Annotated in this window: 19 protein-coding genes; all 19 read right to left on the bottom strand. The window is 39.6% G+C overall.

Annotated elements, in window-relative coordinates; translation table 11 throughout:
* Nucleotides 1-158: 158 nt before the first annotated feature.
* Entirely contained in the window at nt 159-1,013 is an 855-nt protein-coding gene (locus H6G68_RS15830; protein ID WP_190907499.1) for a glycosyltransferase family 2 protein, read from the bottom strand.
* Between the two features lie 456 nt (nt 1,014-1,469).
* Nucleotides 1,470-2,306, bottom strand: a complete 837-nt coding sequence (gene hpsJ-B / locus H6G68_RS15825; RefSeq protein ID WP_190907498.1) for a hormogonium polysaccharide biosynthesis protein HpsJ — start codon at nt 2,304-2,306, stop codon at nt 1,470-1,472.
* Nucleotides 2,307-2,609: 303 nt separating this feature from the next.
* Nucleotides 2,610-3,278 carry a TIGR04282 family arsenosugar biosynthesis glycosyltransferase gene (locus H6G68_RS15820; protein ID WP_190907497.1) on the bottom strand — a complete coding sequence of 223 codons (669 nt, stop codon included), beginning with the start codon at nt 3,276-3,278 and terminating at the stop codon, nt 2,610-2,612.
* A gap of 241 nt (nt 3,279-3,519) precedes the next feature.
* Nucleotides 3,520-4,086, bottom strand: a complete 567-nt coding sequence (locus H6G68_RS15815) for a pilus assembly FimT family protein (RefSeq protein WP_190907496.1) — start codon at nt 4,084-4,086, stop codon at nt 3,520-3,522.
* Nucleotides 4,083-5,132: a hormogonium polysaccharide biosynthesis glycosyltransferase HpsE gene (gene hpsE, locus H6G68_RS15810; protein WP_190907495.1), complete on the bottom strand. Its 1,050-nt coding sequence runs from the start codon at nt 5,130-5,132 to the stop codon at nt 4,083-4,085. Before hpsE (H6G68_RS15810) ends, H6G68_RS15815 begins: the two co-directional genes overlap by 4 nt.
* A gap of 56 nt (nt 5,133-5,188) precedes the next feature.
* Nucleotides 5,189-6,268 carry an RRXRR domain-containing protein gene (locus H6G68_RS15805; RefSeq protein ID WP_242045287.1) on the bottom strand — a complete coding sequence of 360 codons (1,080 nt, stop codon included), beginning with the start codon at nt 6,266-6,268 and terminating at the stop codon, nt 5,189-5,191.
* A complete protein-coding gene (locus H6G68_RS27640; protein WP_277925531.1) occupies nt 6,252-6,377 on the bottom strand; it encodes a hypothetical protein in 126 nt (41 codons plus the stop codon). The genes H6G68_RS15805 and H6G68_RS27640 overlap by 17 nt, the downstream gene beginning before the upstream one ends.
* A gap of 567 nt (nt 6,378-6,944) precedes the next feature.
* Nucleotides 6,945-7,598, bottom strand: coding sequence for a pilus assembly FimT family protein (locus H6G68_RS15800; protein ID WP_190907493.1), 654 nt, complete (start codon nt 7,596-7,598; stop codon nt 6,945-6,947).
* Between the two features lie 165 nt (nt 7,599-7,763).
* Nucleotides 7,764-8,843: a hormogonium polysaccharide secretion pseudopilin HpsC gene (hpsC, locus tag H6G68_RS15795; RefSeq protein WP_190907492.1), complete on the bottom strand. Its 1,080-nt coding sequence runs from the start codon at nt 8,841-8,843 to the stop codon at nt 7,764-7,766.
* 50 nt (nt 8,844-8,893) lie between these two features.
* Entirely contained in the window at nt 8,894-9,661 is a 768-nt protein-coding gene (hpsB, locus tag H6G68_RS15790) for a hormogonium polysaccharide secretion pseudopilin HpsB (RefSeq protein WP_206757409.1), read from the bottom strand.
* Between the two features lie 263 nt (nt 9,662-9,924).
* Nucleotides 9,925-14,631, bottom strand: a complete 4,707-nt coding sequence (gene hpsA / locus H6G68_RS15785; RefSeq protein WP_190907491.1) for a hormogonium polysaccharide biosynthesis protein HpsA — start codon at nt 14,629-14,631, stop codon at nt 9,925-9,927.
* 637 nt (nt 14,632-15,268) lie between these two features.
* Nucleotides 15,269-15,505 carry a 50S ribosomal protein L28 gene (gene rpmB / locus H6G68_RS15780; protein WP_190907490.1) on the bottom strand — a complete coding sequence of 79 codons (237 nt, stop codon included), beginning with the start codon at nt 15,503-15,505 and terminating at the stop codon, nt 15,269-15,271.
* A gap of 305 nt (nt 15,506-15,810) precedes the next feature.
* Nucleotides 15,811-17,781, bottom strand: a complete 1,971-nt coding sequence (gene htpG / locus H6G68_RS15775) for a molecular chaperone HtpG (protein WP_190907489.1) — start codon at nt 17,779-17,781, stop codon at nt 15,811-15,813.
* A 127-nt stretch (nt 17,782-17,908) separates the two neighbouring features.
* Entirely contained in the window at nt 17,909-18,844 is a 936-nt protein-coding gene (locus H6G68_RS15770; RefSeq protein ID WP_190907488.1) for a glycosyltransferase, read from the bottom strand.
* 18 nt (nt 18,845-18,862) lie between these two features.
* Nucleotides 18,863-19,852, bottom strand: coding sequence for a glycosyltransferase (locus H6G68_RS15765; RefSeq protein WP_190907487.1), 990 nt, complete (start codon nt 19,850-19,852; stop codon nt 18,863-18,865).
* A gap of 8 nt (nt 19,853-19,860) precedes the next feature.
* Entirely contained in the window at nt 19,861-20,850 is a 990-nt protein-coding gene (locus H6G68_RS15760; protein WP_190907486.1) for a glycosyltransferase, read from the bottom strand.
* The gene (gene hpsE, locus H6G68_RS15755) at nt 20,850-21,815 is read right to left on the bottom strand and encodes a hormogonium polysaccharide biosynthesis glycosyltransferase HpsE (RefSeq protein WP_190907485.1); all 966 of its coding nucleotides are present in this window, start codon (nt 21,813-21,815) and stop codon (nt 20,850-20,852) included. The genes H6G68_RS15760 and hpsE (H6G68_RS15755) overlap by 1 nt, the downstream gene beginning before the upstream one ends.
* A gap of 78 nt (nt 21,816-21,893) precedes the next feature.
* The gene (gene clpB, locus H6G68_RS15750) at nt 21,894-24,569 is read right to left on the bottom strand and encodes an ATP-dependent chaperone ClpB (protein ID WP_190907484.1); all 2,676 of its coding nucleotides are present in this window, start codon (nt 24,567-24,569) and stop codon (nt 21,894-21,896) included.
* A 211-nt stretch (nt 24,570-24,780) separates the two neighbouring features.
* Complete coding sequence (gene gloA, locus H6G68_RS15745; protein ID WP_190907483.1) at nt 24,781-25,215, bottom strand: lactoylglutathione lyase; 435 nt, start codon at nt 25,213-25,215, stop codon at nt 24,781-24,783.
* Between the last annotated feature and the right edge of the window lie 68 nt (nt 25,216-25,283).

The raw sequence follows: 25,283 nt of genomic DNA, 5'->3' as shown, positions 1-25,283 counted from the left end.
CAATGATGTCCCAGGATGGCAAGATAAGGTTAGGGACTATATTGATGAATTAATCAATAAAAAGCCGTCCTAGAAGGACGGGGCTTGTATCCCATTATTTTCGGTCACACCTTCCCAAGTGCAAATTTTGAAAATTAAGTTTTGTTAAGAAAATTAATTTAACTGTCATTTTTAGCTTCGTCAGCTACTAGGCTGGGTGTGGGTAGATATTTCATTTCCCAAACTTTGAGCAAAATTAGGTATTCATAGAATGCTTGCAAGGTACACCAAGCTAAACCAGGGTGTCCGTCTAAGCAGCCACCCAAGAAAAAATACATATACACAAAGCGGATTACTGGTCTAGCTGGTATACGCAACGATAAATCTTTGAGGGCGCGTCGTCTTTCAACTTCTGATTTGCCAAAAAATAAATCTCGCCAGTTAACTTCTCCATTTTGTAATTGATACAAGGTTTCTTTAGCTTCATCTGTAGAATAACGGTTATGTTTTTCTAACCAGCGGCTCAAACCTTTGCTAGAAGTGTAATGAGGATAGGTTTGTTTTAAAAAGCTCGTTGCACCATTACACACTTCACGTTCCGTATGACCATAGTCTGTAAACCAGACTTTACCGTGGCGAAAAAAGCGCAATTGGTAACGGGGATATTGGGTGCTATAGCGAATCCAACGATTCATAAACATCACTCTTTCCGCAACGTAGTAGGCGATGTAGTCGGGATTTTGAGTGGCGGCGACGCATTCAGCAAAAAGTTCTGGTGTCATGCGTTCGTCGGCTTCGAGAATGTACACCCATTCGTGTTTGGGGAGGACAGATTCTAGCATCCAGGTGCGTTGTTTCCCGTGGCTTTCAAAAGGATGTTGGACGACTCGAATAGGATAAAAACTGGCAATTTCTATAGTGCGATCGCTACTGCAAGAGTCTACAACAATGATGTCATCGGATAGCAGTGCTGACTCAATACAAGCAGCAATATCTAATTCTTCGTTATATGTGAGTATGTAAATTGAGAACATTTCCGGTTTTTTAGCGATTTGAAGTGATTCATAATCAGCCGCGCTCGGTCACAAAGAGACGAGGGGACGGGAGGATGGGAGGATGGGAGGACGCGGGGACGGGAGGATGGGAGGACGCGGGGACGCGGAGATGAGGAGAATAACCTTCTAACTCTTGCCTATTCACCGTTCCCTATTCCCTGTCACCATATGCCTATAGCTTGCGTGACGACGTAGGAGTCATACGGCAGGCTACCGCCAACACCAATCACCAATCACCAATCACCAATCACCTATTCCCTATTCCCTATTCCCTGTTCCCTATTCCCTATTCCCTATTCCCTGTTCCCTGCCATAACTTAGTTGCACAAGCAAAGCCTATTTTCTGAGAATATATGTATTAGTCCGCCTGGGCGGACTTAGTGTGTATAGCCCCTGACTTATAGTCAGAGGGCAATTTACTTAACGCCCAGTAGATTAACGCGCTGGAGCCTTACGTTTTGCACCTTGTAAAGAACCCATACCCCTTAATCCTGTCCAACCGATGATGATATAACCAATGGACAACAGCAAGCTGCTGAAACCAATCCTGAGTCCAGACTTCCAAGCATTGTCTTTAGCTTGTTTTTCTACTTCTTCTTTGCGCTGGCGAATTTGGCTACGTCTTTGATTAGCAAGTTCTTGAGGATCTGTTCGTTGAGCAATCAATTTGTCAAGCTCTTGGGGATTTGCTTTAGCTTTCTGAAGTAAATCTTTTTGGTCTGCGGGAAGCTGGGGACTACTAAGTGCTTGTTTATACTTTTGCTCGTCTTTGAGTAGTTCAGTAATCTGAGTTTTAAGTTGGGTTCGCGCTTGTTCTAACTGAGCTTTGGCCTGAGCATTGTTCAGTTGTTCTTGGATCTGGGATAACTGGTTGTCCAGTTGATTTTCAGCTTGCTGGGCTTCTTGGGAAATTTGAGTTACTGTTTGGGTGCTGGCTTGGCGCACGTTGTTCAGGTGCAGGGGAAAAATTAGTAAGAACATCAAACCTAATATGCTGGAGATGATGAGGGCAGGAAATCTTAAATCAATACCTTGGGGGCGGTCACTTCCCACTTCATCTATCCAATATCCAGCCAATAGCACCCCTAATCCTACTAAGGGAACAATTCCTCGGTCAACTAGGGCTGTGGTCAAGGAAATTTGTGATTGTTTATTAGTGGGACTAAAACCCAATAAAAGAATCACGAAATCAATGAAAAAAGACAAAATACAAACTATTCCCACCACCTTAAGTGTGAGTGAAGTATTTGATGCAGCAACACGGTTAACCATATTTTTGTAAATTCGTTGTGAATAAAACTGTTTGCTATCTATAAAGTTACAACTCTTGGAGCAGAAAGCCCATCAGATTGATACTCTCTGTGGGCTTAACTATCCTTTTTCTATGAGTATCCAACTACCTAGGGAAAGCCCAGCTTATATTATATATTGCCAGACTTTTGGTTTTAACCTATACCATAGTACTAACTGTAGTTTATGTTATTTATATTTAATACTGAGTGACCTAATTTGCTATAATTCTAAGTATATTCAGAGTAAAAAGACGAAAGGATGTGAAGAAAGAATAATAAATATTTACACAGACTTGCTTATACTGTCTTGAGGTTTGACATCACCCGTCAGGGTTTGTTCCCAAATAGCTAAATCTTCTGGACGGTCAACATCAGCCAAGGTAGGTAAGTGAAAAAATGATAAGTTTAGCTTTAAAGCGATTTCTAGAGTCTGTTGGTATACTTGAGCCGTTCCCCAGGCGATGTGAGAAAATAATTCGGGGATGACTTGCCGCAAACCAATTAAGTAATATCCACCGTCAATTGCAGGGCCAAGCACAAGATCAAAAATCTGTAGTTGCTTAAATGCGGTTGCTAAAATTTGCGAATTCACCCCAGGACAGTCAGTGCCAATGATAATTACATATTCTGCACTGTTTTGAAAAGCATCCGCAAGCGATCGCACTAAACGCTGACCTAAATCTCCTTCACCTTGAGTCTGGTAAACCAAATCCAAACCCAGCCAATCTTGCATAAGTTGCAAATTACCCCCCGCAAACCGCACTTGTGCAGATACCGCAGCTACTTTTTGCAATTCCTGCACCTGCAAAATTGTATGTTCGGTCATCTGCTTTTGCAGATTAGCAGCACCAACACTACCCAAAGCAGGTATTAGTCTTGTTTTTGTCGTCCCAGGTTCTGGATAGCGGGTAAAAATAATCAGGTGTTGTTTAGCGTTTACTAGTGATTTCATCTCTATAGCAATGCGATTTGATTTGTGTATCCCTTACGGGAGGCGTAGCCATATCTACCCATTTAGGCAGGGAACAGGGAATAGGGAAGAAAGAAGGTAGATGTATACCTATTTTGTAAGCGCAAAGCGCAGGCTGCGCCAACAAAAATCAAATAGGAGTCCTATATGTAAATAATAAAAGACTATAAAAGAATGTAGAGACATTGGATACAACATCTCTACATTCTTTGACACCATATTTCTAATAGCAAAAATCACCATTTGAGTTGGCTTGATCTTGCTCTTTTGCAGTTCGCATAGCGCCTAAAATAGTAGAAACAAACACACATCTTTTTGTTGTTCCACCAGACTTAGTAGACAGGGTAATTCTTCCTAATGGTGGCTTTCTAACACTACCCAGGTAATCAAACTGGATTTGTCGAACGCCATTAGACAGTTGTAGCGTTGTTTCATCATCTAAGCGGAGATTAGAATCTAAGCTATTCCAGTTGGCATTTAATGGATTTACACTAGCAGGGTGAACAGCCCATTGAACTATACCATTTTGTTCCCTAAAACTAGCTTGCCAAGTCACTTTTTCTTTTTTGGCTTCACTTTGAGCTTGGCGCATTGCATTGTATACGACATTTTGAGCAATGTTCAGACGGCGATTGTTCACAAAACTCAACCAACCGGGTGCTACTATTGCGGATAATAAGCCAATTAATAATACCACTGGCATCATTTCTAGCAAAGTAAAACCGCTATTATAGTTGTTATTTAAAGCTTGTTTATGCTTCGCTAAATATATTTTTATATGTGCGTTCATCTGGGAATAATTTTGAATATTCGCGTAGAGATTATCTGTGTATTTTTAACAACCTTAAGATGAAACGGGATTAGAGGATGTTTTAAATAGCCATTTATCAATAGATAAAAGGGGCTAATGAAGCTACTTAAAAATAGTTGTAATTCACAAGCAGCTACTAAATCATTTTTTAATTGAGTTCGATATTTTATCCAATGGAAAAAAATCTTACGAATATCATTGCTCATGTAAAGTAAAGTAAAAACTGGTCTCAACCAAGGTTTTATATTTACCATGCGAGTCACATAACGGCTAAGTCCAATACCTCTGAAAAAGGGGATTAGATACTCTTTTTGTAACCGTGAAGTTGGGATTTTATGATCAATCTCCATTTCCGGATTGTACCAAATTTCCCATCCAGCTTTTTGGATATGAGAGAGCATTTCTAAATCTTCACCAGTCAGCATATTTCCCTTGATTCTACCAGTTAAAATAGGGTCAGTTGGTACGCTTTCTATCCAAGCTTGTTTGCGGACAACCAGTCCAGCAGAAGGTGGTAGTAATTTTTTTCTTGCTTCATAGAGTAGAGGTAAATTTCCTCGCTCTGTAATTGCCAAAAATGGGGCAATTTTTTGAAAATTTTCGGGTGGTTCTACTTCCCAGTCAGGATGAATTTGGCTACCATAAGCCCCAGCTTGAGGATGTTGTTGGGAAAAATTATAAGCTGCCTCTACCCAATTTGAGTTCGGGTAATTATCATCATCTAGAAAACCAATTAGTTGGCTTTTCGCTACTGCTATTGCTTTGTTTCTAGCGTATGCTGCACCTTGTTTCGGTTCAAAGCAGTATTTTAAAGGATAGGGACATTGCCAATTTCTTTGATAGGTGCGGACAACTTCGGCTGTGTTATCTGTACTGTTGTTATCAACTACAATTATTTCCCAAGATAGATGCTCAGTTTTCAGTTGATTTTGCAGACTTTCTAGTAACTCAGGTAAACGATGTTCACCGTTGTAGGTGGGAATAGCTACAGTAAAATCAAAAGTAAAATCAAGGCAATTATTCATCTTTCTTCTACGAGATACCCCGTGTTCAGCGAAGCAACACGGGGAGGGATAGTAGGTCAAATTTGACCCCTCAATGGGGTTAGATTTGACAATTTCCGAGTTGACAACACGATTAATCCCGTGTTTCGCTTAATCAATCGGACTTTTTTAGCAGTACATTGTCCTAATCTTTTCCAGTTACAATCACTAACTGAAACTTGTTTTTCGGTGTCTCCACTCACCCACCCAAAGAATATCTTTTTCCCTTGAGTGGCTTCAACAAAGTCCCCTTTTCTAAATCCATGCCTAGTCGTAGTCCCACCATATTTACGTCTAGTTCCACCTTTAGACGGAACCATCAAATGTAGTTGTCTACGACTAATCGGAGGACGGCGCAAAATCGTAAATTGCGAATTGGTAATAATTATATTACCTATCCAGTTTGCTCCACGATTTTTAACTCCTGCCCATGCTTGGTATTTGAAAAAATGTGAACAAGCTAGTGCAACTGCATCAACTGCATGAGTTTCTGGAATTTCCAAAGACTTATTAGACTTCTCTTTATACAAATCTAAATGTTTTCGTAAATTGGATGTTTCCCATCCTTTTTTTAGTTCCAAATTGGCTAGTTTAGATAATCTATTAATTTGATATCTTTGACCAACCATCGCTGGACTAAAACTCTTGTTCCCCCTGGCTTCTACTTCTTCAATGACAATTGTTTCTACGGGGTATATTTCACAAAGCAATGTAATTGTTCGGTATTCTAAGTCTTTATTGGCTCGAATACTCGGAGGTAGTTTAGAACCACGTCTATTGTCGAATCTAGCTTGGCGATGATTACGCTTATCGAAAGATAATTTTCGGTTTATTCTTCTACCACGCCTACCACGCCGCATCATAGCTCGTTGTTCCATTCGGTCTTTAACTGTTTTGAATGGAAGAACTAGATGCAACATTTGTAAGGTATATTTCTTAGTTTGAACCGCGATACCAGAAAACATTTTTCCTGGGTCTAAGCCAATTACTATTTCTTGAGCTTTTGTATTAGATGGTTCAGATTTTAACTGGACATAGAAAATACCTAATTTGTTGAATTTACCAACTGCAATACCAGCTTTAATCCAACGTCTAGCACGGCTAGGTTTTGTTGGCATTAATGGTGTATTGTTTGCTGAAATAACGGGTACTCGCATAAAGAGATAATCCTTGGAGTAAGCGGAAAACGCAGTCTTGGGCTTTGCCCAAAGTGGAGCGATTTTCCAAAAGTTTAAGTCCCCTCGCCCAACTAAATCCAAAATGTCTTGTCTTGAACCAACCACTGAACAAACAGTCTTGCAGATAATCCAAACTGGGGAAGTATTTGGAAGTGCGTATCAGGATTAGTCTCAGTGGGCTAGTCAAACACGTAAAGTTTGTTCTTTACAAGCCTCACCTTCAACGAAGTAAGGTGGGGTTATTGACTGCTTTTAAGTTGGATTTCTATTGAGGACAGTTTCTGAATCAAATGCACAAAGCAGAAGTAGTGAATTTTCACTAGTACACAACAGCTTAAGTCAAATGACAGTTAAAAACAAATAAAAAGCTAGTACAGTCTGCTTTTTTAATTTTTAATTTTTAATTTTTAATTCTGCCCTGCGTTACTAGTACAGTTTTACAGAAACAGTTAACCAATACAAAGTCCCTTTTTACTGGATAATTACTTCTGCTGAACCGAACTGGCAAGTTAACAAGTCTATGAAATCAAAAACTTTACCCAATATTTATATTGTGCTATCTTTGTGACTATTTTATATACAGTGTACTTACTAATCTTTTCTAATTTTATGGCTACTAAGTACTTGGCTTACAATTTGCACCTGTAGCTGTTTGCGTACCTCCAATAAGTGTTCTGACGATGATACAGCGTTTCGACCCACTGGCAGTAGTAGTTCCTGCATTAGGTATAGCTACCATAACTATTAAATCTAAATTACCATTATTAGTTGCAGTAGTCGGGCTTTTCAAAGCACCCATGTAGTCAAAAGTAATGGTTCCAGAAGCTGGTGTTGTTGATATGCTCTTACCAGTAACTGTTGTATTATAATCCTCCGTAAGATTGGTATACAATAAGACTTGATTTTCTGAAAGATCAGTAGCTAAACGCTTCCAACTATCATCTGAAGGTGCGGTAGTACCCTGATAAACGGCATATTTAGGGATGTCGTCTATGACTTTAAAACTCGCGCTATAGGTAAGTTTCTTATTTTTAGCTTCTGTCTGTGCTTGTTGCATAGCAGAAAGTACACCATCCAAAGCTTTATTTAACCGCTGTCTTTGCACAAATCCCGACCAGCTAGGAGCCATGATTGCTGCTAAAATTCCTACCATTAGCAGCGATACTAAGAGTTCTATCATGGTAAAACCAGAATTTTCCTGATATGCGTCAGGTGCTGAACAACAGTGTTTATTCTTGATATTCCTGCTATGTAATTGTAGTAAATTCATACTAAATCCTTTTTTTATGATTAGAGAGGCTTCTGATTTTCCGGTTTTCCGTTTCTCTTCCCTACAAGACAAGAGGTTAGGGGTTAGGTTTATGGTGCTTGTGCGTTAATAAGGATACTCTCAAGACATAATATTACATACGTACTTGGCTCTATTTTGAATTGTTTAATTGGTGTATAAAAATCCGCGTGCTTGTACGATGGTGTTGACTGAAGGAAAGTAGGTTGCCTGGTTTTTATCAGTGTAAGTTGTGTTACTGCCTTGGACTCTAGCTAAGGCATTGGCTCGAATAAACACCTGTGCGGTAGTGGTCACTTGTCCTGTATTAATAGGATCTATATAATTACTAACACAAGCATAGAAGCTGCTCGGTGATGTTGTATTACTAGGTATCACTTTTGGTTGTTTACTAGTGTTAGCAATAGGAATATTAGCGTCAGTCAGGCATTTTCGTGTTAGATTAGGAATGTTTCCAGTTGGATTTGGATTGGGGATAGTTTGATCGATATAGTCAATCAGTACTTGAGGTGTAGTTGTATATTTTGTTGTATCGCCTTTCCAGAGTTTCATTTTTTGAGTTATGCTACCAGTCGTTGAATCAAGGTCAAACGGCTTGAAACCTGGGTCAGGACAATATTCTAAACTTATAAATTTAGTAGTTGTATCGTATTTATAATTACAACCACTTGTACCACCAGCGCTATTTATACTCCGCACACCATCCTTAATTTCCCATCTAGCAATACGAGCAGTTTTAGACCAAGTAGGATCAATATTATTAGAATTATTAATCAAATAATAAGCTACTAGGGAATATCTGAAGGCATCATCTTTACTTGCACCGTCATTAGGAACGGCGTTTGGAACTATTTCCCGCTTCCAAAAAACTAGTACAGGTAATCCATTGGGAACCACAGGCAGAGAATCTTTAATACCACTTTCGAGAGGGAAGGTGGTATTATTTGTCTTCTCAACTCCCCGGTCATCATAGATGTAGACAGCTTGTTGTAAATCGCGGGTAATGAAATCCATTGCTGTTTGGATTTCTTGTTCAGAAGTTGCCTTAGCTTGTTCTTTTTGATCTGTATTGGCAATATTGACCACCAATCCTAGTAATGGGGTCAGGATTAAAAATGCCATCGTCAAAGCTATCAACAATTCAATCAGGGTAAAACCATCAACTTGATTATTCACCCTGGGAGACTTAATAAATCCTCTAAGTAAGAATGTGATTGTTTTAAACATAGGTTTTACCTCTTTTAAATAGATAGATGCTGTGCTGATAAATTTCCCATCTAATTTTGACAATTTTTATCGGCCTTGGTACCCAAACGACTACATAAGGCTATAAATGTCGTGTTGCTTTTAATGACATCCGCAGCCAATTCTATGATTGGGGCTTGTTTATTACCTAATCCATTGGTAACAATTGTTTGCGTTTTTTTGCTAGTAGTGGTGCTGGCTACGACAGTTTTACTAAAGTCAACATCTTTTCGATACACCCTAACGGCTAGACGGTAGCCATCGTTTGCTTCTGAATCTTGAACAACAATTCGACTGGCTTGAATGTAAAATTGATTTTTCTGATTTGGGTCGCTCGAACAATTAGGAGGAAGAATAACACCATCCGTCTGAAAGCAATATAGACCTGTTGGGGAGATGGGGGGGTCCATATTTGAACTATCGATTAAATAATCTTGGATGTTATTTTCCAAAGTTCTTGTTGCGATTGCGCTATGCTTTGCAATTGGAAAACCGCTAGTTGGTATATATTGTACTGGAGTAGGATCACTGGATTGTACTGGTACTCTTCCAGACCTGACCCCATCAATAAATGATTTTGCTGCTTGAGACCCCTGTTCAACGCGGCGAGATTGAAGACGGGTAGCGGTGGACAAAAGCAGCATGGGTGCTATGGCTGCTACTAAGAGAGAAGCAACAAGCATCCCCACTAATGACTCAATGATAGTGAAGCCATCATCTTTGCTATTGTTGTGCTTCAGACTCTGATTTAGACCCCGACTGAAACTGTGTTCGATTTTGAATTGTTTAAGCTGAATCATTTTAGTTTCTACCTCCTGCACCTCTGTTGTTTTCTGATGTAAAGACCTTTTGTCGAATGTCTTAACATTTTGTGTACAGCTAATTGGCATTTAAGTTGACTGAATAACCTCTCTCCCAACCTCTCCCCCACAGGGAGAGAGGCTTCTAATTTCCCCATTTGGTGCTAAAACTCGTTTTTTAAAATTCCCTCTCCTCTTAGGAGAGGGCTAGGGAGAGGTAGGAAAGGGGCTGGGGGTTAAGTCTCATATCTGAGATTCTTGAATTATTTTTTGCAATTAAGAAGAGGATCATCAGGACGCTGATCTTCATCAATTGCGTAGTTACCAGTAGCATCTTCTTTAGCACACAACAACGTTTCTACCCAAGCATCATCTCTGCCAACTTCCCGGAAGTATTCATTGGGCAGATCACCTACTGGTTGGACTAATTTTTGGGCAAACAAGTCTGGTGACTGGGAAAGGAGTCCCACATCATAACCCCAAAGTCTTGTCGGTGGCTGATAGAAAGGAAGCCTGCCCACGGTTCCGTTGAGAGGTCCGTTGCTAGTGTTGTATACAAGACCAGAGGTCGCATTATTATTGGTTAAACTAGTAGCGAATGGTGCTGTAGCATAGGCACTTTTCTGCAACTGCATGAAAATACCACTAATCCTTGCTGTTACTGGAGTAATATTTGAGGCAGACCAGTGTTCTAAGAAGCGGACATAGTTGTGTAAACCGCCATTATCTTCTGTAGAACGAGCAGGGGTATCCCCACCAGCGACGATTAGGTTGAAAGTAGTTGCAGTCGCAGCTTGTAACCAATTATTGTTCCTATTATTATCAATTCTGTTATTACCTGGGGTTGGGTTGGTGGGAGTACCGAAGGGGTTATTGATCTGTAAAACTGGTCCCCATCTGCCGTTACTATCCTGTTTTAACCAAGGTATATAGACAGCAGGAGATGTTAGTGCTGGTGGGTTAGTACAAGTTCCTTGAGTGAAACAGGCTTCGTCAAATAATTGTATTGTACCTGAAGCATCTACTCCGTAAACCTTACGAGGAGTAACTATATTACCAGTTACGGGATCTCGTTGATAAGGTATTCTTTTGGGAAAAGCTGGATTTGCCCAATCACCTTGAGGTGGTGTATCCGTATCCATGGAGCCAGTTTTTATGGAAGTCATTTGGTTACCTTCAATGCCCTGTCCCCAATTACTTTGTCCCTGGTTTTTATAGTTTGCGACGGTGGCAACATTAGTAATTGCCCAACTTTTGGGGTCGTCACATAAAGTAATATCTGTTTCTGGGCAAATTTCATACACAAAATTTCTGGCTTGTCTTTGTCTGACAACAGGGGTGACAAAATTATTCAAGTAAGAACTACCCTGAACACCAGGAGCGGTAGGAGCGGTGTCAAGGTCTATGGTGGGGTAAGTAGTTGTGCTGTATCTCTTGCTATAGTTCGCATTTGGTAGAGTATATTCTGTTACTGGCATTACCGGAGCAAAGGTATTGAACAGGAAGTTCAGGTTCTTTGGCAGCGCGGTGGGCGGGGTAGCAAAAAACTCAGGATCAACATCAAACGTCCGATCGCTAATTGTAATATCCCCCAAGTTATCATTCCAGTCATAGTCTCCCTCATTGCGGAAGCCTAATCTGAAGTTATTAGAGAGTAAAGTCACAGCATCAGCAACCACAGCCGCAGAACGCCATTCATCACCATTTTCACATTTGGGTAACCTTGGGTCATCTTTACGACAGGCAAAATCGTCAGAGAGATCACTTCGACTATAGAAATTAGTCCAATTATTATCTAGTGCTGTGTCGAATTCTTCTTTGGTATGTTTATTAAAGTCGCCCTTAACATACACAGGCAAATTGCTTGCTAAAATCAAACCTTTTTCTGCGTCTCGATACTCTAGTTCGCGCCAGAGTTTTTCCCCTTTGGTAAGCATAATTGCATTAGGGCGACGAGTCGGATCAAGCTTATAGTCCACTGTACTTTCTAGCTTTCTCGCTGTTGGTTTTAGGGTTGTAGGGGCGGTTAAATCTGGTAGGGCATCATCGCGGGTAGCGTAGATAATGCCACTATTGGGAAGTAAATATTCTGTTGCTGCTGACTTTCCAGCAATTGATTTTGTGCGGAGTAAGTCCATATTGAGGACAGTGGCACGAATTTCTAGAGGTTGCCGATCTCGTAAAGGAAGATCGTAAGCTGTTCCTGGATTTGCTCCACCATCAATATTAGTGAAGGTTTCTAAAGCTGTTGTTGCGGGATTGTCGTTATGAATTGCTTTTATCTGCCTTGCATCCAAAAAGGCAGCTTCAAATATGGCACCGTGAGGAATAACAGCATCGTTAGGTGTGATACTACCATCTAAAATCTGGAGGGCGCATATGGCCGCATCAATTGTAGATTGTTCTGAAAGACTGCGATCGGTGGCTGTTTTTCCTAACGCCCTTTTTAGAAGTCCATCATCTATTGAACGTCCATTTCTATATTTTAAGTTAGATTGGTAGGTTAACAATGGCAAATAATTACTGGCAGACTTAGTAGGTGGTCCATAAACTATGCCATTATTAGATTTACCATTGACATTACTTATACCAGCACCAAAACCAGTAGGAGGAGTCCAGGAAGGTAATCCGATTTTATTCCTAGCTGTGAGGCTGTTGGTTGGGTCATAAAAGCTACTGACGCAGGCTATGGGCTTTGGATACTCTTGGTTATAATCGTTGGGGTTGTAGTGATAAACTGCCGTCGCCCGCATCTTTAAGTATGGTGTGTCTGTATTAGGTATACCCCGTGTAAATTTAATATCTGGATCATACATCCAATAGGGAGAAGAGGTTGTTACAGATTGTGTTCCATCAAACACAGGCATCATATCCGACCAGATTTTATAATCATCGGCAATGCTCTCTATAGGGGTAGTAGGAAGAGGAGCAGCAGGGAAAACAGCACTTGCAGCGGTATCACCTTGACGTAAATAAATCCCTGCACCTGTAACCACTCGCAATCCACCTACAGGATCTTGAGGGTTTTCTGGTATTCTTGCAGCGTCTAGTTCCCAACCTCTATCTCTATCGGTAGACCCGACATCAGCTAATGTCTGTACACGAGAGAGGCGATAGCGATCTTTGGTTTCAGGCTGTTCGGGATCGAAGTTGTCCCACTCAATACCACTTATATTTTGAATATCTGGGGGATTGGGTCCAACAAACTGAGGCTTAAAGTTTGGGTTCTTTGGGTCTGAAGTCTTCCACCACAATTGAGGTAAGTTATTACCAACTAGAACTCTGTCACCAAAGAAAGATTCTTTTGCCTCCACGCTCTGGAGTGATGGTTCTGTTGCTTTAGGTTTAAGTTGAGTACCAGTAGTATTTAGTTTCAGTGTGGCAAAGCCAGTTTCGGTTATACCATCACTGGGGTTTGTGGGAAAGACCCAAGCATCTGCGGGACGTAGTGACTCACCACTACCTAGCAATGGGTTGGCTGTAGCATAAATACCTAAAGCAACAGCAGATGTACTACCAACAGGGACTTCGTTGAAGGGTACACGCCGAGTCCGTTTTTTAAAGTAAATCTCTAACTGTTCGTCACGTAATGTTGGTATTTCAGCCGGTGTGGGGTTAAAACTTCCAACAGCTTCTTGTACTTCTGGTGGGTCATTACTAGTATTCTGATAAGCCGTATAACTAGCATTGACAGCAATGGGATTAGCATCTGTGTGAGCTTTAACTAAGCGATTAATACGCTGTGCATAAGCTAGGGTATTGTAAGCTATATTAGGTGCAGTCGTGCCTGTTACGGATTCGTTATCTTGGAGTGATTCTGAGGAAGGAGTAGCACCTTTTCCAGGAAATAAATCAAATAGAGTCGGTTTGCTAGCAGACCCTGTTATAAATCCACCAGCAGCTATATTTCCACCAACTGTGACTTTGGCGTTGTCATCATCGTAAAAACAGGAAGCGGGACTGCTAACTTGATAGAGTCTGATATTTGCTGTATCTGAACCAGTCAAGAAGTTGGCATTGGTAAAAATTCTACCGTTGAGTCTGAAGTCAGTACCAGGATTTAATTCCAGGTCATCTTCATAAACTACTGCATTGTTAATTAGAGATTGCTGAACTTTGTCTTGTTCATACTCTAGGGCTGAGAAACCTCTATTACCTTTGTTAACTTCATAGTTGGTTGTATCAGCTATGGTAGTGTCTGAGGTGATGGGAACTGTTGCAGTATAAACAAAAAATGCTTTGACTAGTCTTAATTCCTTAGTACTTTGAAACCAACCATTGACACCGACTAAACTTGCACTAGTATCGCCGGCATTGGCACATGATTCACCTATAGTTGCAAAACTCATGGGTGTAGCCCTGGCCTGTAAAGGATTTCTTTGGGTTTTATATTGAGTTTTATTATTATTCAACTCAGGATTTTTATAGTAAATCCCATATAAAGTGTAGCTATCAAATTTACCGTTGTTGTCAGTATCTACCGGGAATCGCCATGCTGTTTTTAATGGGTCTGCTGATGCTGGATGAGTCAGTCTCAGAGGCGTTTCATCACCAAATGTGTATTCTTTTATGGTGTTTGAGTCTGCTAAAACACCATCTAAAGCCTTATCATTGGGCGTAGATCGTGGTAGTCGTTTGTCATTAAATAACTTGTTTAATTTAGCTCTAGCTCTATCAAGTGCAGGTGTAGAGGCTGTAAGAACGGCTTGATTGACACGAACGTTGCTGGCGTTTTTAGCCCGGTCAAAAGACCGAAACATAATTGCAATAGTCAAAAGAACAACTACTATAGATACCATCACTACTGTTGGCAACACAAAACCCGCATTAGCGGCTTCTGTTTTTCTATTAACGCCAAAGACAGTTCTGAGTAGCCAAATAAGTTGTTTTTTAGTTGTTTGGAAAAACTTACGGCTAATTTTTTTGGATATTCTTATGAATGCCTTGACTGGATAACGTTTTTGAGACATAGCTGCTCCCTCTGTCAAGCGATATGGTACGTATTTTTAGTTTTTTGTCATATCTGCAAACTCGTCTAACAACTTAATTTTGCAGACAAAAATCTAGGCTGATTTTTATGTAAACGTTGTATTTTGGGTTATTTACTAAGTTGATGAATCAAGTATTTACACACTTAGATTGCTGATTTTAGTTATAACATTGTTGAAATCTTGATTCGCATCTGGAAATTACTGATTTTTTCGGACTCGTTTATACAAAATAGTTTAATTTTTGCGGTTTTTTTAAGTAAGTGTACTGTAATTAGAGTTCTCTTAAATATAAATTCATAAAGTTGTTGTGAAGACTGCAAGGTTATATTACCCAGTTGTGAAGGAAAAAATATCACAGTAGGGGAAAAAATAAATTAGATATCTGAGAAAAACGAATGTAGAGACGTTGAATGTAGAGACGTTCCATGGAACGTCTCTACATCTTCTCGTTCCTATACAGAGTATGGGAATGAATCTATCTCCCCGTCTGTGCATCTGTCCATTTCAGCTAAAGTAGCCAAAAACGCCGCAACCTCCCTAGATGGGGAGGCTGTTGGTGCAAATAAACATTTGCTAATTCTGGCAAGTGCCAAGAAATAAGGGTTGGGGCGTAATTTTAGTAATGGTTGAGGTTAATACCAGCTTCTTTAGCCATTGCTTCTAAACCTTTGACTTCTAAGGTTTTGATGGCTTTGGTAGATAGTTTCATTTTCACCCAGCGATTACCAGCTGCCCACCAAACACGCTTACTTTGCAGATTAACGTGTTGTAGGCGCTTGGTGTGACGGTTGGAGTGGGAGACGGAACAAGCGTTATTGGCTTTTTTACCAGTTAGTTCACAACGACGGGACATAATATCTCCTGGGATATCAATACAACCTTTCTATTCTAGGGGCTTTAAGGATAAAATTGCTTTTCTTCTCAGGTATAGCTAAAAAACCCACCCCCAACTCCCTTATATCTCGTTCCCAGTCTCTGACTCTTCTCTCGTTCCCAGTCTCTGACTGGGAATGCTATCACAGAGGCTCTGCCTCGGCTATCATGGAAGGCAGAGCCTTCTAAAATTCATTCCCATACAGAGTATGGGAACGAGAAACGAGAAACAGAGTATGGGAACGAGAAACAGAGTATGGGAACGAAAAATTAATTGTTGATTGTTTATTTGCTGGCTTGTTCTGTGAGTTTGGTGAGTACGTCGTTGGAACGTTCCACAAAGGATTTCATGCCTTCAGCGTCAAAACCCTTTTGGGACATCAACGCTAAGTCGTAGACGTGTTGACAAATCATTTTCACCAATTGCTCTGTAGGCGACTGGCCATCACCTTGAATGATACTACCTTGGCTCAGATTTGCCAGGTTTTGAATTAGCGGGTGAGCAGTATTGACGAGTAAAATGTGGTCTTCGGGAAATTCGCTGTTTTGCTGTTGCATCATGGCGTTCATTTCCCGCAGACGACGGAGAATTTCTGGTAACAACACCATTGCGGGTGGTGTTCCTTGGGGATCATCTGATTTTAAGGCTTCGGTGCGGATGTTGATTTTGGGTTTGTTGAGTGCTTTTTCAAATAATTCTTTAATTGATTCACTCTTGGTTTTGTTGGTTGTGGGGTCAACTATTTCGCCTGCTTTGTCATCGAGCAGGGTATTATCAAGGTCAGAATCTACCCGCGTAAATTTAACATCCTGATATTCACGTTCGAGGAAGTTAATAAAGTGGGTATCGATGAAGGAGTCCATAAACAGGACTTCTAAGCCTTGGTTTTTGTGTAGTTGGATGTATGTGGCTTGGGTGGCTTCGTCGGTGCTGTAGAAAACGCGGTTTTCGTGGCGTTCTTTGTTCCGTTCTAGGTACTCTTTCAGGGTTGTGTAGGGTATGCCAGTGTTGGATGAGGTGGAAGTGACATCTTGCCAAACATCGCCTTCTGAGGATTGTACTTCAACGGTGGGAGTTTCGGCTGGTTTGGTTTCTAGTTTGGCGGTGCTGCGGAAAATGAGGATGTCTTCAACTTGTTTTTTGAATTTGTCGTCGTTAAGAACACCAAATTTTACGAAGGTTCCCAGGTCTTTCCAGGCACTGATGTATTGTTCGCGGTTGTCGCGGTATAGTTCCTTTAAGCGATCGCCTACTTTCTTGGCTATGTAGTCGCCGATTCTTTTAACTGTGCGATCGCCTTGTAAAGCACTACGGGAAACGTTCAAAGGTATATCAGTGCTATCAATTACTCCCCGCATGGGCATCAAAAATTGGGGGATAATCTCTTCACAGTTATCACTGACAAAAACCTGATTGCAGAATAACTTTATTTGTCCTTTAGTCACATCGACATCAGGACGCATTTTCGGGAAATACATAATCCCGTTAATAATAAAGGGATAATCTGTATTCAGATGCACCCAAAGTAGGGGTTCTTCTTGAAATGGATACAGATAGCGGTAAAATTCTAAATAATCTTCGTCTGTTAGATTACTGGGAGACTCCCGCCAAGCTGCTTTTTGTTTATTTAATACTTCACCATCCAGTTTAATCGGCACTGGCATGAAGTCGCAGTAAGTCTTGACAAGGTTTCTAATGCGTGCTGCTTCTAAAAATTCTTCTTCTTCTCCTTGGAGAGTGAGAGTAATGGTAGTCCCGCGAGTGGTGCGGGTTGACTCTTCTAGGGTGAATGCTGGGGAACCATCACAAGTCCAATGTACTGCTTGAGAACCTTCTTTGTATGAGAGAGTATCAATCTCTACTTTTTGCGCCACCATGAAGGAAGAGTAAAAGCCTAAACCAAAGTGACCAATTATCGGTTGGTCTGATTTACCTTCATACTTGTGAATAAATTCTTCCGCACTAGAGAAAGCAACTTGGTTAATATATTTTTTTACTTCCTCGGCTGTCATGCCGATACCATTATCGGTAATGGAGAGGGTTTTGTTGTCTTTATCAATGGCAATTTGAATTTCGTCTTCACCAATGTCTCCATTATACTCCCCAGCACGGGCTACCATTTTTAGCTTTTGGATGGCATCTACTGCGTTAGATACGAGTTCCCGCAGGAATATTTGGTGGTCTGAGTAAAGGGACTTCTTGATAATGGGGAAAATATTCTCAGTATGAATACTGATGGTTCCTTGTTCTAACATAACCTTGGTTTAATAAAATTCGCTTATTCTGAATTTTAATAGTATCGTGAGTGCGATCGCTTGCCCTTTCAAGGCTTGTTTCCCCCCTAATACTGATGCGGATTTCACTACTTAATTCTTTTGAGGTTTAGTTATTGCCTTTCCAAAACGGCTGAATCCTTACGTACAATCCAGGAAAAGCTATTTTTAAAACTGCTATCAACATAATTTTGTGTTGTTTAAGCACAGCAGGATTATACCGCACACAATTCCACAAAAATCCTACAGATATCCAGCGGTTTAGTTTATCTGGAGATGCTTCTAGAGATTTGAACGTTAGGTATTTATAAATATTAGATAAAGCATCTTTTTTGAGATGTCTTAGAGACTCTGCTTTTGGATTAGCAAAACCACGTTCTATAACTTCTAAACATCCTGCTTCTTGTTTTTTCAGATTGGTAGACATTGAGTGCATAGATAGTCTATATAATATTTGCGCTTTGGGAACTACTACAAACTCATATTTTGCTGCTAAACGCAACCACATATCCCAATCTTCAGCCGCAGGAAGTGATTCATCAAAACCACAAATTGTATTGAAAGCTTCTTTACGAATTAAAGGATTAGAACCATTTTCTAAAACATTAAATAGCAGCAGCTTAGTATAAACATCTCCTGTAATTGTACTATGTCTGCCACGTTTTATAAATTTATCATCACCATCAATATAATCTGTCCAGCTATACGCTACCGCAGCTTTTGGATTTTCTTGTAGTGCTTTTATTTGATCCTCTAGTTTATCAGATGTCCACAGATCATCAGCATCAATAAATGAAATAAATTCACCTGAAGCATGAACTAAACCTCTATTTCGACTCGCAGATAAACCAGAATTTACATAAGAAAATACCTGTAGCCGAGAGTCAGAAATACTTTGAACAATCTCTAATGTTGCGTCAGTTGACCCATCATTAATAACTATTATTTCTAATAATGAAAAACTCTGTTTTAAAACACAATCAATAGTTTTCCTGATTGTTTTTTCACCATTATAAACAGGAATAATCACAGATATTAGAGGCATACATATTAACCTTTGTATTCAAGTATTATCAAATTTCAAATATCCCAATAAGGTGCTAGTATCTGAAAAACGTCTAAATTTTTGCATAAAAACCTGCTTTTGATGATTATTTAGTAAAGTTATCATCAAAATTTTCAACAATATTTTAACAAATAGTTTTGAGAATAGTATAGATGAATCATTTTTAACTATATTCCAGAGAAATCTTAAACAAATTATAGGAGTATTTTTTTCTGAAGGTTTTTCCAGAATTTTATATAGTAAATATTTATATAAATTCCCAATACTATACTTACTTAAATGCTGTAATGATTCAGGTGCTTGACTAAAGGCACATTTAATAATTTGCAGACTCACTACTTCCATTTTAAGGATATTAGAAGACAAAGAAGTAGATGATATTCTATATAATACTTGTGGGTATGGTATGACTACAAAGTGATATTGTCTAGCTAATCTTAGCCACAAATCCCAATCTTCAGCTGGACTTAGTGATGCTTCAAATCCACCAATTGAAGCTAAAGCATCTGCGCGGATTAAAGGATTAGAGCCATTTTCTAAAAAATTTGCAACTAACAACTTAGAATAAACATCACCATTTGCTGTGAAGCGACTACCTGAACGTAAAAATCGACTCGATTCATCAATATGATCACACCAACTATAAGCTACAGCAGCTTCAGAATTTTGTTCGAGTGTATTGACTTGGAATTTTAGTTTATCAGGTTTCCAAAGATCATCTGCATCAATGAAAGCAATATATTCACCTGAAGCTTTTGCTATTCCTCGGTTACGACTAACAGCTATACCTGAATTTGGATAAGAAAATACCTGTAAGCGAGAATCAGAAATACTTTGAATAATCTCTAATGTGGCATCAGTTGAACCATCATTAATAATGATCACTTCTATTAGTGAGAAACTTTGATTTAGAACTGATTCAAGCGTTTCTCTGATGGTTTTTTCCCCGTTATAAACAGGAATAATGACAGAAATTACACTTTTCATACTATAAACTAAGCACTTTTTCCATAACTTAAAAATGTGCTAGTATTACCAAGTTTGGGAAACTTATTAAATAAGCTTTTAGCCCACTCTGGAGGAAGTAAAGTCATGGCTAACAGTTTCAAGAACGCTTTATAGATGATAGGTTTAGTTATTAGTTTTACATCAGTTGTAATAGATTTAATAATCACCCTGAAAACTTGTAGCGTTTTTTGCTTCCCTGGAGGTACATTTAGTGCTTTGTAGCTCAGGTATTTATATAAATTAGCAATACTGTGCGGCTTGAGATGCTGTAAAGAGGCAGCTTTTTGGTGGTTAAAAGCTTGTGTAATTATTTGTAAAGCTGATTTTTCAAACCCTAAAAAGTCAGAAGACATGGAAATAGGAGAAATCCGATATAAAATTTGTGGCTGTGTAACAACAATAAAATCATAGCTTGCTGCTAACCGTATCCACATATCTGTATCTTGTGCATTACTGAGCGACTCATTAAACAAACCCGTTACTTCTAAAGCATTTCTGCGAATCATGGCATTAGAACCAGAACCAATGAAATCAAATAACAGAAATTTATCATAAACATCTCCTGTCCATTGAACACGAGGCCAAATTATTGACAAAGATTTACCATTTTTATCTATGCACTTAGTCCAACTATAAACAACAGCAGCTTTAGGATTTTCTAGTAGTGCGTTATATTGGGCTTCTAATTTATCGGGTGTCCAAAGATCATCTGCATCAATAAAAGTAATAAACTCACCAATCGAATGATGAAAACCCCGATTCCGATTTACAGCTACATTGGCTTGAGGATAGGAAAATATTTTGATTCGCGGATCTTGAATTTGAGAAATAATTTCTAATGTTGAATCGGTTGAATCAGCATTGATGATGATTAATTCAAATTGAGTAAATGTTTGGTTTAAAACTGAGTCAACTGTTTCTTTAATAGTTTTTTCACCATTAAATACCGGAATGATTACAGATATGATAGTAGTCATTATGATTTTTTCTGATATCTATTAATTTTTACCTGCAACAAATAAAAAGGACTTATGAAAGTAGCAAAAAGTCTTTCTAATTCACAACTAGCAACAACATCATTCGCAATTATTGTCCGATGACGAATGTAATATAGTATTAATTTTCGGGCATCATTTAGCAGATAGAATACAAAAGCAAAAGGTCTTTGCCAGATTGGTAATATCAACATTCGTAAATGATGACGAGCTAAACCAACGGATTGCGTCAGAGAAATTAAGTAATTTCGTTCTAACCGTGATGCTGGGATAATATGCTCTACTTGCATGGCTGGATTATACCAAATTTCCCAACCAGCTTTTTGGATATAACATAACGCTTCCGCATCTTCGCTACCTAGCATTGATGAACCAACTCTACCAATCAAAAAAGGTTGTTTGGGAACATTATCTTGCCATGCTTGACGACGAACAACTAACCCCGCAGTTGGCGGAAATCCCTGTTTTCGGGGTTCAAATAAATGGGGTTTTTCACCTCTTTCTGTAATTGCTAGATAGAATATGATTGGTTTAATATTTTCTGGAGGATTCACTTCAAACTTACCACTGATTCTACTAGCGATCGCTCCAGCTTGAGGATTATTTACAGCAAATTTGTAAGCCTCTAAAATCCAATTAGGTGCAGGTAAATTATCATCATCTAAGAAACAGATAATTTCACTTTGTGCTTCTTGAATAGCTTTAGCTCTAGCGAAGGCTGCACCTTGTTGAATCTCGGATAAATACTTTAACAAATATGGATGATTCCAGTTAGTTTGGTAATTTTGAACTAACTGTGCCGTGCCATCTGTACTGTTATTATCAATAACTAAAATTTCCCATTTCAGGTTTTCTACTCCCTGTTGGCTTTGCAAATGCTCTATAACTTTGGGTAAACGGCTTTCCCCATTATAGGTTGGTATGGCAACAGTCAAGTCAAGAGACATGATTATTTACTGAGTATAAAGACAAACAGTTATATCTCATATTCGACAAGCTGATTCAAGACTTACACTTGGTGTATTTTACACTTCCGATGATGCTTCCAACAACTTTATAGTAGAAGGTACGGCTACAGGCTGTTTTTTACTAAAAGTTAGACCATTTTTACCCATATCAATGATAATTGTATCACCCGAAACAAAGGTATTCTCCAGTAACTTAGTAGCGAGGGGATTTTCTACTTCTCGCTGAATTGACCGTTTTAGGGGACGTGCGCCGTATACTGGGTCATAACCAGCTTCTACCAGGTGATCACAAGCAGCTTGGGAAATTTCAAAAAATATTTTCTGTTCTCGTAGCAGATTTTCCACCCGCTTGAGTTGTATGCGGATAATATGCCGCATTTCGGAACGGTTGAGGGTGTGGAAGAGAATAATGTCATCGACGCGGTTGAGAAATTCAGGGCGGAAGTGACTTCGCAAACCATCCATCACCTTGTTACGCATCATATCATACTTGGAATCATCACCAGCTACATCGAGAATATGTTCACTGCCGATATTGCTAGTCATTACTATGACAGTATTACGGAAATCTACTGCCCGTCCTTGTGAATCAGTAACTCTACCATCATCTAAGACTTGTAACAAAATATTAAATACATCGGGGTGGGCTTTTTCTACTTCATCTAAAAGCACCACTGAGTAAGGATGTCGGCGAATTGCTTCGGAAAGTTGTCCACCTTCTTCATAACCGATGTATCCTGGAGGCGCACCCACCAGGCGGGAAACCGAGTGTTTTTCCATGTACTCGGACATATCTAAACGCACTAAGGCATCTTCGGAATCAAAGAGAAACTGAGCTAATGCACGGGCGAGTTCGGTTTTACCTACGCCAGTTGGTCCCATAAACAAGAAAGAACCAATGGGTCGGGAGGGGTCTTTCATCCCTGCACGGGCGCGACGAATAGCCGCAGAGACGGCGGAAACGGCTTCTTCTTGTCCGATTACTCTTTCGTGTAAATGAAGTTCTAATTTGAGTAATTTTTGCCGTTCTGATTCCAAAAGACGATTGACGGGGATTCCTGTCCATTTGGCGACAATTTCGGCAATATCGGCTTCGGTAACTTGTTCGCGCAACAGAGTAGAACCTTGGCTTTGAATTTCTAACAGTTTTGTTTCTTTAATTTCGCGATCGCGCTGCACTCCCTCCAATTTGCCATACTTAAGTTGGGCAGCTTTATTTAAATCATAATCCCGTTCGGCTTGTTCAATTTGCACCCGCAGAGCATCTTCTTCTTTCTTTAAAACACTGATAGCTTCTAATAACTGCTTTTCACCCTGCCATTGCTCATTAAATGTTTGCTGTTTTACAGTTAAAGTGGCAATTTCTTCCTCAATTCGCGCTAAACGCTCTCTAGTTTGGGAAATTCCTTTCTCTTCTCCTGATAATGACAGTTTTTCCATTTCTAGCTGCATCAAACGCCTGTCAATAGTTTCCAATTCCGCAGGTTTGGAGGTAATCTCCATTTTTAACTTCGCTGCGGCTTCATCAACTAAATCAATGGCTTTATCTGGTAAAAACCGATCAGCAATATAACGGGCTGAGAGAGTTGCGGCTGCTACCAAAGCCGAGTCAGAAATTTTCACATTATGATGTACTTCATAGCGTTCTTTTAAACCCCGCAGAATAGAAATAGTATTTTCTACCGTTGGTTGGTCTACATATACCTGTTGAAAACGACGCTCTAAAGCTGCATCTTTTTCAATGTATTTGCGATATTCATCTAAAGTCGTCGCACCAATACAACGCAACTCACCCCGCGCCAACATGGGTTTAAGCAAATTACCAGCATCCATTGAGCCTTGTTGGTTAGCACCAGCACCAACGACGGTGTGGAGTTCGTCAATAAAGAGAACTATTTGCCCATTAGATTCAATAACTTCACGGAGAACATTTTTTAAACGGTCTTCAAACTCACCTCGGTATTTTGCCCCAGCAATCAAACTACCGATATCTAAAGAAATCAATTGGCGGTTTTTCAGAGATTCGGGAACGTCGCCGTTGACCATTCTTTGAGCTAAAGCTTCAGCAATAGCCGTTTTACCCACTCCCGGTTCCCCAATCAAAACAGGGTTATTTTTGCTACGACGAGATAAAACTTGAATTACCCGGCGAATTTCATCATCACGCCCAATCACAGGATCTAATTTTCCAGCTTTTGCCTGTTCTGTCAAATCTCGTCCAAACCGTTTTAAAGCTTCATAAGGTGCATCCGCAGATTCTGCTTCTCCCACCTTTTGAGTCACTTTTTGGGTAACGCGAACAGTTTTGACAGCAGCTTCTAACTTGGCGATGTCTACATTTAAGCCTTTAAATATCCGTCTCCCAATGCGTTCATCTTCCGCAAAAGCTAGGAGTATATGCCCTTCAGCAATTTCCTCATTTCTCATTCTGACGCGAATTTCTTCAGCACGGTCAAGTAGCAAATCTAAATTGCGCCCTAAGTAAAGCTGATCACTTTTACCGACTTTCGGCTGACGTTGGGTATAAGCTTCTAATTGCTGTTGTAAGCGAACAGGATCAACTTCAGCACGAGCGAGAATATTGGTAGCTAAACTAGTAGATTCTTCTAAAAGAGCAATAATTAAATGTTCAACTTCTAATTGCTGTTGTTGATAAGCACGGACTATATCCTGAGATTTAGTAATGGCTTCCCAGGCTGTATCAGTAAATTTATTAGGATCTGTAGGCTGCATCTTGAGATTTTTAGATTTGTGATTTTAGATTTGTGATTTTAATTTAGGATTTGGTGATTGATATAGAAAGCAGAAAAATATACTTCATAATTCATACATTTCCTATCATCTCCGGTTAGAGTCCTTAATTATATACTTAAATAATTTTGCTAATAAGTTCCCCACCATCAAGATTGAAGATGGGGATATATCTGGTACTTTGACCTGAAATTTACTTACTGACAAGCTGTTGAGGTGATTCTTGTGTGGCGGATGAGCTTTGGCTGCTCAGTTGAATTAGTTCAATTTTATACCCATCTGGATCTTCAATAAAAGCAATTACTGTAGCACCGTGTTTCATTGGGCCTGGTTCCCGGACAACTTTACCACCACGATTTTTAATCTCCTCACAGGTGCTGTAAATATCATCCACGCCAAGGGCAATATGACCGTAAGCTGTCCCCAATTCGTACTTTTCTACTCCCCAATTATAGGTTAGTTCAATTACTGCTTGTTCACTTTCCTCTGCGTAGCCGACAAAAGCCAGGGTAAATTCTCCACCTGGGTAATCTTTGCGGCGCAGTAATTTCATTCCTAGAAGTTCGCAGTAAAATTTTAAGGACTCTTCCAGGTTGCCCACTCGTAACATTGTATGTAGTAATCGCATATTGACCTTTTGTTTAGTTCTTACTTACATTTTATTCCTCATCAAGAATTTCCACAGAAACCGCGTCT

It is taken from the genome of Anabaena catenula FACHB-362, from assembly GCF_014698735.1.
GTDB lineage: Bacteria > Cyanobacteriota > Cyanobacteriia > Cyanobacteriales > Nostocaceae > Anabaena > Anabaena variabilis_A.
The sequence above is the reverse complement of the archived record's forward strand: the minus strand, read 5'-3'. Positions and strand labels throughout refer to the sequence as shown.

Coding starts and splice junctions, on each gene's coding strand:
- H6G68_RS15830 (WP_190907499.1), bottom strand. CDS start 1,013: ATGTTCTCAATTTACATACTCACATATAACGAAGAATTAGATATTGCT.
- hpsJ-B (WP_190907498.1), bottom strand. CDS start 2,306: ATGGTTAACCGTGTTGCTGCATCAAATACTTCACTCACACTTAAGGTG.
- H6G68_RS15820 (WP_190907497.1), bottom strand. CDS start 3,278: ATGAAATCACTAGTAAACGCTAAACAACACCTGATTATTTTTACCCGC.
- H6G68_RS15815 (WP_190907496.1), bottom strand. CDS start 4,086: ATGAACGCACATATAAAAATATATTTAGCGAAGCATAAACAAGCTTTA.
- hpsE (WP_190907495.1), bottom strand. CDS start 5,132: ATGAATAATTGCCTTGATTTTACTTTTGATTTTACTGTAGCTATTCCC.
- H6G68_RS15805 (WP_242045287.1), bottom strand. CDS start 6,268: ATGCCAACAAAACCTAGCCGTGCTAGACGTTGGATTAAAGCTGGTATT.
- H6G68_RS15800 (WP_190907493.1), bottom strand. CDS start 7,598: ATGAATTTACTACAATTACATAGCAGGAATATCAAGAATAAACACTGT.
- hpsC (WP_190907492.1), bottom strand. CDS start 8,843: ATGTTTAAAACAATCACATTCTTACTTAGAGGATTTATTAAGTCTCCC.
- hpsB (WP_206757409.1), bottom strand. CDS start 9,661: ATGATTCAGCTTAAACAATTCAAAATCGAACACAGTTTCAGTCGGGGT.
- hpsA (WP_190907491.1), bottom strand. CDS start 14,631: ATGTCTCAAAAACGTTATCCAGTCAAGGCATTCATAAGAATATCCAAA.
- rpmB (WP_190907490.1), bottom strand. CDS start 15,505: ATGTCCCGTCGTTGTGAACTAACTGGTAAAAAAGCCAATAACGCTTGT.
- htpG (WP_190907489.1), bottom strand. CDS start 17,781: ATGTTAGAACAAGGAACCATCAGTATTCATACTGAGAATATTTTCCCC.
- H6G68_RS15770 (WP_190907488.1), bottom strand. CDS start 18,844: ATGCCTCTAATATCTGTGATTATTCCTGTTTATAATGGTGAAAAAACA.
- H6G68_RS15765 (WP_190907487.1), bottom strand. CDS start 19,852: ATGAAAAGTGTAATTTCTGTCATTATTCCTGTTTATAACGGGGAAAAA.
- H6G68_RS15760 (WP_190907486.1), bottom strand. CDS start 20,850: ATGACTACTATCATATCTGTAATCATTCCGGTATTTAATGGTGAAAAA.
- hpsE (WP_190907485.1), bottom strand. CDS start 21,815: ATGTCTCTTGACTTGACTGTTGCCATACCAACCTATAATGGGGAAAGC.
- clpB (WP_190907484.1), bottom strand. CDS start 24,569: ATGCAGCCTACAGATCCTAATAAATTTACTGATACAGCCTGGGAAGCC.
- gloA (WP_190907483.1), bottom strand. CDS start 25,215: ATGCGATTACTACATACAATGTTACGAGTGGGCAACCTGGAAGAGTCC.